The organism is Streptomyces sp. NPDC126497, assembly GCF_040302425.1.
Lineage (GTDB): Bacteria > Actinomycetota > Actinomycetes > Streptomycetales > Streptomycetaceae > Streptomyces.
The window spans coordinates 1-9479 of record NZ_JBEORT010000156.1; the positions used below are offsets into that span (position 1 = coordinate 1).

Consider the following 9479-nt stretch of genomic DNA (forward strand, 5'->3'; position numbering starts at 1 on the left):
CGGCGCGGGGTGGGGCGCCCGGGCGGCCGCCGCGGGGGAAGGCGGGCGCCGGCACGGCCGCCGCGTCGGGGACGCGGAAGCCGAAGCGGACGAGGAAGCCGGCCGCGCGCACCGCGTCCGGGAAGTCCGCCACGTCGGGGCGGTCCGCGCGCAGGCCGTCCGCCGCGAGGACGGAGGCACCCGGGACGGACGGGCCCAAGCTGGTCGAGCTCGTCCGCCGGCACCTGGGTGAGCAGAGCGAGCCCCGCTCGGCGGCGGAGGTCGCCGACGCGCTCGGGCGGGCCCACCCCGGGCGCACCGTCAAGACCACGGTGGTGCGCAGCACTTTGGAGGGCCTCGTCGCCCGCAACCAGGCCCAGCGCACCAAGCAGGGCTCGTCGGTCTTCTACACCGCGCCCGACGGCGCCGCGCAGGCCACGAAGGCCGGGGAGGACGCGATGTCCTGACCCCGCGTCGGCCGCTCACCGCTCCGTGTGACCCACCTCCACCGGCTCGAAGGCGATCCGGGTGCGGGCCGTACCGCCGGCCCGGACGACCTCGGCCGTCCCGTCGTCCACCCGGACCTCTTCGACGGCCTCCGGCAGGGGCGCGGCGGCATCGCGGTCAGCTGGAACAGGAAGACGGTGACCAGGCCGGGGCCGGGCATCCCGAGCGCCACCCGGACGTACGCGGTCGGTTCGCCCGCCCCGTCCACCCGCGCCGCCTCCAGCACCTCGTCGGGCACGTGGCCCCGGCTGAAGACACGGCCGAGGTGCACGCCGAACGGGTCGAACAGCACCCGGAAGGTGTTGACCAGGCCGGTCCCGGAGGCCATCAGGTACAGCGGCAGTGCGAGCACCGTCCGCGGCACCATGACGGCCGCCAGGACCGGGCCGAGCAGCTTCTCCTCGTGCCGGAAGCGGTACTTGTCGAAGGCGTAGCCGCGGGCGACGCTCACCAGCGCGGCGAGGGCGGCGCCGAGCACCGCGTACGGCAGGCTGCCGGCGTACCAGCGGCCGTACGGCCGGTGCGGCCGCTCAGCCGGGAGTGGTCACCTCGACGGCGAGGTCGTTGTCGACGGTGTAATAAGGGCGCACCGCGGATCCGCCCACGGTGACCCGCGGATACACGAACACCGCCTTGCGGTCCGCCACGTCGTCGAGGAGCCGGCCGACCCGGGCCTGCGGCGCGTCGGCGGCGGGGCGGAGGAAGACGTCCCAGACCTGACTGCCGGAGGACGTGAGTTCCTCGTAGGCGACGGTGAAGGAGAAGCCGCCGTCCCGCGCGGTCCGCGCCGGGAAGGCGCGGACCGTGTCCTTGGCGCCTCTCAGCCGCAGCACCGCCTCGGCCCCTTCCCCGAGGCGTGCGCCGTGCAGCCGGGCGTGGACCGTCATCGTCCCGTCGGCGATGTCGACGGGGCCGGCCTCCGCGTGGGCGGTGCGCAGCCAGGCCCGTACCGCGAGGAAGCCGTCCTTGGTGGCGTACGGCACCCGGACGGCCACCGGTGACGGCCGGTCGGGCGGACCTCCGTCGACGAGCGCCCGCAGGTCCCGCAGGCCGGGCCGCAGCCGTTCCCGGCCGTCGTCCGGGCCGCTCAGCAGATACGTGTCCCAGCGGCCCTCCGCGAGCCGGGGCAGCGGTTCCAGCACGGCGCGGAACGCGCCGTCGTCGCCGTGGGGTTCGAGGTCGAGGGTGTGGGTCGTCTCCTCGGGCCGGCCCTTCTTCGGGCGCAGCACCAGCAGCAGCCGGGGGCGCTCGGCCGACGGCGGCCGCAGGCGGAAGGTGATCCGGCCGTCGGAGTCGAGGGAACAGTGGGTGCGCGGGGCCGTGCTCATCGGCGTCCCTTCCGTACGGTGCGCAGCGCGCTCGACGCGGCGGCGCGGGCGAGGTCGCGGGCGGCGTGGCCCTGGCTGACGAGGGCGTGCTGCATTCCGCCGTGCTCCGGGGCGGCGCGCCGGGCGCCCCGGGCCTCGAGCGCCTCCTTGAACAGGCGTTCGGCCTGGGCCACGACCGGGCCGGGGGCGAACCGGCGGGCGTTGGCCACGGCCGCCTCGCCCATGCGGCGGCGGCGCTCGTCGTCGCGCACCAGCTCGAGGAGGGCCGCGGCGAGGGCGGCGCCGTCCCCGACCGGCACCAGCCGGCCGTCCTCGCCGTCCTTGATGATCTCACCGGGTCCGTAGGGGCAGTCGGTGCTCACGAAGGGCAGTCCGCAGCGCATCGCCTCGACGAGGGTCATGCCGAACGGCTCGAAGTTCGACGCGGCCACACCGATCGACCCCTTGACCCACTCGGCCTCCATGGGCGTCACCGCGCCCATGAGGAAGACGTTGTTCCACAGGCCGAGCGTCTCGATCAGGGCGCGCAGCCGGTCCTGTTCCTCGCCCTTGCCGTAGATGCGCAGCTGCCAGTCGGGACGTTCGGCGACCACGCGGGCGAACGCCTCGATGATCAGGTCGAACCGCTTGACGGGGACCAGCCGGCCGGCCGCCACCACGACCCTGGCGGTGCCGTCGGCGGTGGGGAGCACGGGGTCGGGGACGCTGTTCGGGAGGGCCTCCACCCGCACCCCGGGCAGCCGCATCTTGCGCCGGTAGGAGTCGGCGTCCGCCTCCGTGACGGTGGTGAGCACGTCCAGCCGTCGGTAGGCGCGGCGCAGCGCGGTGCGCAGCCCGGGCGGATGGTTGTCGAGGGTGAGGTGCTCCTGGCCGACGCGCAGGACGCGCTCGGGGGCCTGGAGGGCGAGGTGCACGTTGAGCCCCGGCCGGGTGCCGATGACGACGTCGGCGTCGATGTCCGCCAGGCACTCCGCGATCCGCTGGTCCGTCAGTTCGCTGTACTGGTGGTGACGGTACTCGGCGGCGGGAAACACCTTGGCGGGCCTGCCGTACAGGGGGTGGTCCTTCTCCCGCCGCAGATCCACCAGCGCCCGCAGCCGCACCCCGGGGTGCGGAGCGAGGTTCGGGTGCTCCCGGTGCCGCAGCACCGAGACGATCTCCACGTCGTGCCGTTCGGCCAGCGCGCCCGCCAGGTTGAACGTGGTGGTGATCGTGCCTCCGATCCCATAGGCGTTGTGGATCAGGAAAGAGATCTTCATGGCGGTCTAGACCGCATAATGCGTTCAGGAGTTGTCCGCTGTTATCAGTTTGTGGCCACGGTCGCTCCGGGGGCGCGGGACGACGCGCCGTTCCGGCGGTGGGCCGTCGAGGACGCCCACCGCGGGAACGGCCCCCCGTGTTCCCCCGTCGGCCGGGTGCGGGTGCCGTGACGGTATGTCAGGACACGGCGGCCCCCGCTGCCCGGCCGTCGGGTCGACCTTGCCCCCCTGGCCGGGGACGAACCTTGGGGAGACCTTGAATCGCCTGGTGGGCGGGGCGCCGGGTGACTAACGTGAACGTGACGGAGGGGGACGGATGGTGGCGGAGTTCGGTCTGCTCGGCACGATCGAGGCGCGTGTCGGGGGACGCCCGGTGGACGTGGGACACATGCGGCAGCGGTGCGTGCTGGCCGCTCTGCTGGTGGACGTCAACCGTGCGGTCCCGGTGGACGCGCTCATCGACCGGGTGTGGGGCGAGCGGGCGCCGCAGCGGGTCAGGGAAACCCTGTACGGGTACCTGTCCCGACTGCGCCGGGCTCTGCGGACGGCCCCGGGGGTGACCATCTCGCGGCGCCCCGGGGGCTATGTGCTGGAGGCGGACCCGCTGTCCGTGGACCTCCATCTGTTCCGGGACCTGGTGGTGCGCGCCCGGGAGACCGACGACGTCCGGGCGGCGGCCCTGGGGGGACGGGCGCTGGGGCTGTGGCGGGGGGAGCCGTTCGCCACCGTGGACGTGCCGTGGTTCTCCGACCTGCGCCGGACGCTGGAGCGCGAGCGGTTCTCGGCCGAGCTGGACCACGTCGACGTCCGCTCACGCCTGGGTCACCACGGTGAGCTGCTGCCCGAACTCACCGTGCGCGCCCGCGAGCACCCGCTGGACGAGCGTCTGGCCGGACAGCTCATGACCGCCCTGTACCGCACCGGTCGCGCCGCCGACGCCCTCGCCTGCTACGAGGACATCCGGCGGCGGCTCTCGCGCGAGCTGGGCACCGACCCGGGCCCCCGGCTGCGCGCCCTCCACCGGCAGGTCCTCGCCGACGACCCGGCGCTGGCCCCTCCCGCCGTCCCCCCGCAGCGTCCCGCGACGGGCGCGGCGACGCCCCCGGTGCCCCGCCAGTTACCCGCCCCGCCCTCGTACTTCGTGGGCCGTGACGCGGAACTCTCCGTCCTGGACAAGCTGTTCGCGCCCCAGGACCGGCCGCACGCCGCCATGCCCGTGTCGGTGATCTGCGGTCCCGGCGGGGTCGGCAAGACCTGGCTCGCGCTGCGCTGGGCGCACAGCCGGCAGCAGCAGTTCCCCGACGGGCAGCTCTTCGCCGACCTCCGCGGCTTCACGCCCGCCGGGGCCCCCGCGGATCCCTTCGACGTGATCCACGGCTTCCTGGACGCCCTCGGCGTCACGCCCGGCCGGATACCGTCCGCCCCCGACGCCCGGACGGCCCTGTACCGCAGCCTCCTGGCGGACCGTCGGATGCTCGTCGTCCTGGACAACGTCCGGGACGACGAGCAGGTCCTGCCGTTGCTGCCGGGCACGCCCGCCTGCACGGTCCTGATCAGCAGCCGTGACCGGCTCACCGGGCTGGCGGCGTCGCACCAGGTCACCCATCTGGCGGTCGGCGGGTTCGACCCCACCACGGCACGCGAGCTGCTGACCGGGCGGCTCGGCGCCGAACGGATCGCCGCGGAGCCCGAGGCCGCCGCCGCGCTGGTGGACCAGTGCGCCGGCCTGCCCCTGGCGCTCAGCGTCGCGGCCGCGCGGATCACCACCAACCCGGTGTGCACCCTCACCGGCCTGACCGAGGAGCTGCGCGAGCACAGCACCCGTCTCGACGCCCTGGGCACCGGTGGGGGCAGCACCGACGTGCGGACCGTCCTCGCCTCCTCCTACCGCGCCCTCGCCCCGGACACCGCCCGGGTGTTCCGCCAGCTCGCCCAGGCCCCCGGCCCCGACGTCGCGCGGCCGGCGGCCTGCGCCCTCACCGGCCTCGACCCGGCGGGGACACGCCGGGCGCTGGACCGGCTCCGGTCCGCCCACCTCCTCCAGGAGCCCGCCCCCGGCCGTTTCGCCTGGCACGACCTGCTGCGCACGTACGCCCTCGAGGTGGCCGGCTCCGCGGACGCCGCGGAGGGCCGGGCGGCCCGTGTCCGCGTCCTCGACCACTATCTGCACACCGCCTGGTCGGCCGACCGCGCCCTGCACCCGCACCGGGATCCCGTTCGCCTGCCGCCGCCCGTCGACGGCTCGCGGCCGGAGGAACTCACCACCCACGACCGGGCCATGGCGTGGTTCACCCGGGAGCAGCCGGCGCTGGTCGCCGCCGTGCACCAGGCCGTGCGCCACGGTCACGACGCCCATGTCTGGCAACTGGCCTGGACCCTGTCGACGTTTCTGACCCGGAAGGGGCGGTGGAGCGACGTCGCGGCCGTCCACACCGCGGCGCTGGCGGCCGCGGCCCGTCTCGGTGACACGGCCGCCCAGGCCGAGTCGCTGCGCGCACTCGCCTGGGAGCGCACCGAGGCGGGGGACCACGGGACGGCGCACCGGAGGCTGACCGAGGCGCTGTCCCTGGCCCGCCAGGACGGCCAGGCCCTGTCCGAGGCCCACACCCAGCTGGCTCTCGGCTGGCTCCACGAGCACACGGGCGACCGGTCGGCGGCGTTGCGCCACGACCGGCGGGCGGTGGAACTGTTCACCGGACTGGGACACCGGGCGGGGCTGGCACGGGCCCTGAACGCCGTGGCCTGGGACTACGCGCAGCAGGGCGACCACCGGGCGGCCGTGGTCCACTGCGAGCGGGCCATGGCCATCCAGGGGGAGCTGGGCGACCTGCGCGGGCAGTCCGACACCCTGGACACGCTCGGCTACGCCTACCAGCAGCTCGGGGAGCACTCCCAGTCCCTCTCGTGCCACCGGCGCGCCCTGGAACTCCACCGCGCGCTGGGGCACCGCTTCAACGAGGCGGAAGCCCTGGTGCACCTCGCCCGGGCGCACGAGGCCCTGGGTGACCGGAGCGCCGCGCGACGGGCGCTGGAACAGGCGCTGGACGTCTACCGGGACATCGAGGTCCACCCGACACGCGTGGAGCAGGCCCGCGCACTGCTCGACGCGCTCGGCACGGACGGCTCCGCCGGCCGGTGAGCCCGGGTCAGGCCCCGGCGGCCGGGTCCCGGCGCCGGATGCCCATGCCGGGCCGGCGACGGTGGACGGTGAGGTAGGTCAGGCCCTCGGGGCCGGCGGTGAGGCTTCGGACGGAGCCGTGCGGCAGCCAGGTCAGGGCACCCGCGGCGAGGGTGCGGGGACCGTCGGGGGCGGTCAGGGTGCCGTGGCCGGCGAGGACGAGGAGGAGGACGTCGAGGTCGGGTTCGCGATGGGTGCCGACCCCCTGTCCGGGCGGGATGCGCACGACGTTGGCGTCGAGCTGCCGGCCCGGCTCCGCGAGCCGCCACAGGGCGCCGGCGGACCCGTCGTCGAGGGCGGTGAGCGCGGCCGTGTCGCACAGGATCCGCGGGAGCGGGACGTCCTCCCCGGAGGCGCCGTCTGCTGACGTCATGAGGTGTCACCGTCCCGGGTGCGTGGACGCGCCGGCCGTCCGCGGTCGTCTTTCCCGGCGAACCTAACACGCGGACGCGGCCGTCGGCGGCGGGCCACCGGCCGCCGGTCGCCACCCGGGCGGGCACGGCCGCGGGCCGCGGCGGAAGGCTCGCCGCCGGCCCCGTGGAACGCGGCGGAGCGCCCGCCGGCGCGGGGGCGGGCGGCACCGCGTCAGCCGTATGTCCGGTTCCACGAGCCGCTGTTCTTCCGTTTTCCCGCTGTGGAATGATCCTGGCGGGATCCCCGAGAGGAATGGACGGACGTGACCGCGCAGAGGCCGGACGGCGGCGGAACGCCGGAGGAGCGGGACGGCGCGCCCGCGCTGCCCGAGGACGTCTGGCAGCGGTTCCTCACCGACAACGAGCGCGCCATCCGGGCCACCGCCCCCCGGGAGCCCTCCGCGCTGCAGCGGGCCCGGCCGGGCGCCGGCGAAGGTGCGCCGCGGAAGGACCCCGACGCCGGGACCGTCGGCGAGCCGTGGCATCCGGACGATCCGTGGGAGGGGCCGTCCTGGCGGGAGATGGACGGACGGGCCAGGACGCGCCGGGTCGGCCGCGTGGTGGGCACGGCCGTCGCGATCGCCCTGGCACTGGGCGCGTGGTCGCAGGTGTCCACCGGTGCGGGCGCACCGGACGCGGGGCCCGGCGACACCGTTCTGCAGCAGTCGGAGGAGGCGCCGGCGGAGCTGCCCACGGCGGCGTCCCTGCCGCCGGAACTCCTCTCCCCCTCCCCGTCCGCCCCCGGTGTCCGGGCCGGCTGACGGGTCCCGGCCGCCGTGACGGGCGGCCGGGACGCGTCCCCGAAAGGCGCGGCTCAGTCGCCCAGCGCCGCGAGGACCACGGCCTTGGCCTCCTCCTGCACCCGGCGGAGGTGGTCGGCGCCCCGGAACGACTCGGCGTAGATCTTGTAGACGTCCTCGGTGCCGGAGGGCCGGGCGGCGAACCAGGCGCTGTCCGTGGTGACCTTGATGCCGCCGATGGGCGCGCCGTTGCCCGGTGCCTCGGTGAGCACCGCGGTGACCGCCTCCCCGGCCAGGGTGTCCGCGGTGACCTGGGCGGGGGACAGCTTCGCGAGGCGGGCCTTCTCCTCACGGGTCGCCGGGGCGTCGATCCGCTCGTAGGCGGGCTCGCCGAAGCGGGAGGTGAGCTCGGCGTAGTGCGCGGAGGGCGTCCTGCCGGTGACGGCCGTGATCTCGGAGGCGAGCAGGGCCAGGACGATGCCGTCCTTGTCGGTGGTCCACACCGAGCCGTCCCGGCGCAGGAAGGAGGCGCCGGCCGACTCCTCGCCCCCGAAGCCGAGGCCGCCGTCGACGAGTCCGTCCACGAACCACTTGAACCCGACGGGCACCTCGACCAGTTCGCGCTTCAGGTCGGCGGCGACCCGGTCGATCATCGCGGAGGACACCAGGGTCTTGCCGACGCCGGCCGCGGACGGCCACTGCTCGCGGTGCGCGTAGAGGTAGCCGATCGCCGTGGCGAGGTAGTGGTTGGGGTTCATCAGCCCGGCGTCCGGGGTGACGATGCCGTGCCGGTCGGCGTCGGCGTCGTTGCCGGTGGCGATGTCGAAGCGGTCGCGCTGCCCGATGAGGGACGCCATGGCGTGCGGCGAGGAGCAGTCCATCCGGATCTTCCCGTCCCAGTCCAGCGTCATGAAGCGCCAGGTGGGGTCGGTGAGCGGGTTGACCACCGTGAGGTCGAGGCGGTGCTCCTCGGCGATCCGGCCCCAGTAGGCGACGGACGCCCCGCCCAGCGGGTCGGCGCCGATCCGCACGCCGGCCGCGCGGATCGCGTCCAGGTCCAGCACGTTGGGCAGGTCCGCGACGTAGGCGCCGAGGAAGTCGTGGCGGCCGGTGCCGGGGGCGGTGAGGGCACGGGCGTACGGGATGCGGCGGACGTCCTTGAGGCCGCCCCGGATGATGTCGTTGGCCCGGTCCTGGATCCATCCGGTGGCGTCCGAGCCCGCGGGACCGCCGCTGGGCGGGTTGTACTTGAACCCGCCGTCGGCCGGCGGGTTGTGCGAGGGCGTGACGACGACGCCGTCCGCGAGGCCCGTGGTGCGGCCCCGGTTGTGGGTGAGGATCGCGTGCGAGACCGCCGGGGTCGGGGTGTAGCCGTCGGCGTCGTCGATGAGCACCGTGACCCCGTTGGCCGCGAACACCTCCAGGGCGGTGACCCGCGCGGGCTCGGACAGCGCGTGGGTGTCGGCGCCGAGGAAGAGCGGGCCGTCGGTGCCCCGGCCGGCCCGGTACTCGCAGATGGCCTGGCTGGTCGCGGCGATGTGGTCCTCGTTGAACGAGGCCGTCAGGGACGAACCGCGGTGCCCCGACGTCCCGAAGGCGACGCGCTGCCCCGGCTCCCCGGGGTCGGGACGCAGTGCGTAGTACGCCGTGACCAGCCGAGCGACGTCGACGAGGTCCTCGGGGCCGGCCGGGCCGCCCGCTCGCTCGTGCTGCATGTGCCCACTCCTCCGCATGGGTTGGTTCCTCGCTTGCGGAGACATCTTTCCTCTTCGGGGCCGCGCCGCGCGAGTGGGGCCCGGCTCCGCACCGTCCCGCCCCGGCTCCCCGTCGTCAGATCCGGCCGCCGGTCATCCGGGTGAGGGGGCCGTGGGTGTGGCGTTCGGCACGCCTGCCCACCGCGTAGGAGGCGGCGGTCAGCGCGGTCAGACCGGCCGCGGCGCCGGCGGCGACGAGCCTGCGGTTGGCGATGACCGTCCAGGCCGTCTTGGCGCCGGCGGCGACCTGGCCCGTGGTGGCGACGACCGCGCGGCGGCCCGCCTCGACCCCCTTGGCCGCGGTCCGCCCGGCGCCGCTCG

The 9479-nt window shown here is 75.5% G+C and carries 6 protein-coding genes and 3 pseudogenes; 3 read left to right on the forward strand and 6 right to left on the reverse strand.

The genetic code is table 11. The features are described from left to right. Positions 1-446, forward strand: a pseudogene (locus tag ABTY20_RS33900) (hypothetical protein); the annotation flags it as partial. Positions 447-595: 149 nt separating this feature from the next. Here the strand turns inward: ABTY20_RS33900 and ABTY20_RS33905 are convergent. The 3 genes and pseudogenes from ABTY20_RS33905 to ABTY20_RS33915 all read right to left on the reverse strand — a co-directional run. Further along, positions 596-1000, reverse strand: a pseudogene (locus ABTY20_RS33905) (ABC transporter permease family protein); the annotation flags it as partial. A 16-nt stretch (positions 1001-1016) separates the two neighbouring features. Then, positions 1017-1814: a transferase gene (locus tag ABTY20_RS33910; RefSeq protein WP_352000987.1), complete on the reverse strand. Its 798-nt coding sequence runs from the start codon at positions 1812-1814 to the stop codon at positions 1017-1019. Next, the gene (locus ABTY20_RS33915; RefSeq protein WP_352000988.1) at positions 1811-3073 is read right to left on the reverse strand and encodes a glycosyltransferase family 4 protein; all 1263 of its coding nucleotides are present in this window, start codon (positions 3071-3073) and stop codon (positions 1811-1813) included. The genes ABTY20_RS33910 and ABTY20_RS33915 overlap by 4 nt, the downstream gene beginning before the upstream one ends. Positions 3074-3389: 316 nt before the next feature. On the opposite strand from ABTY20_RS33915, the gene ABTY20_RS33920 reads away from it, so the two are divergent. Next, positions 3390-6212 (forward strand): AfsR/SARP family transcriptional regulator, encoded by a 2823-nt coding sequence (locus ABTY20_RS33920; RefSeq protein WP_352000989.1) that lies wholly within the window; start codon positions 3390-3392, stop codon positions 6210-6212. 7 nt (positions 6213-6219) lie between these two features. On the opposite strand, the gene ABTY20_RS33925 is transcribed toward ABTY20_RS33920, so the two are convergent. Then, positions 6220-6624, reverse strand: coding sequence for a hypothetical protein (locus tag ABTY20_RS33925; protein WP_352000990.1), 405 nt, complete (start codon positions 6622-6624; stop codon positions 6220-6222). A 303-nt stretch (positions 6625-6927) separates the two neighbouring features. Between ABTY20_RS33925 and ABTY20_RS33930 the strand changes: the two genes are divergently transcribed. Then, the gene (locus ABTY20_RS33930; RefSeq protein ID WP_352000991.1) at positions 6928-7425 is read left to right on the forward strand and encodes a hypothetical protein; all 498 of its coding nucleotides are present in this window, start codon (positions 6928-6930) and stop codon (positions 7423-7425) included. A gap of 53 nt (positions 7426-7478) precedes the next feature. On the opposite strand, the gene pgm is transcribed toward ABTY20_RS33930, so the two are convergent. Both pgm and ABTY20_RS33940 read right to left on the reverse strand, forming a co-directional pair. After that, entirely contained in the window at positions 7479-9119 is a 1641-nt protein-coding gene (gene pgm, locus ABTY20_RS33935; RefSeq protein WP_352000992.1) for a phosphoglucomutase (alpha-D-glucose-1,6-bisphosphate-dependent), read from the reverse strand. Positions 9120-9234: 115 nt separating this feature from the next. Continuing rightward, positions 9235-9479, reverse strand: a pseudogene (locus tag ABTY20_RS33940) (hypothetical protein); the annotation flags it as partial.

Bases quoted from the DNA above. Each gene is read 5' to 3' on its own strand.
- ABTY20_RS33920 (WP_352000989.1), top strand. From the start codon at position 3,390: ATGGTGGCGGAGTTCGGTCTGCTCGGCACGATCGAGGCGCGTGTCGGG.
- ABTY20_RS33910 (WP_352000987.1), bottom strand. From the start codon at position 1,814: ATGAGCACGGCCCCGCGCACCCACTGTTCCCTCGACTCCGACGGCCGG.
- ABTY20_RS33925 (WP_352000990.1), bottom strand. From the start codon at position 6,624: ATGACGTCAGCAGACGGCGCCTCCGGGGAGGACGTCCCGCTCCCGCGG.
- pgm (WP_352000992.1), bottom strand. From the start codon at position 9,119: ATGCAGCACGAGCGAGCGGGCGGCCCGGCCGGCCCCGAGGACCTCGTC.
- ABTY20_RS33915 (WP_352000988.1), bottom strand. From the start codon at position 3,073: ATGAAGATCTCTTTCCTGATCCACAACGCCTATGGGATCGGAGGCACG.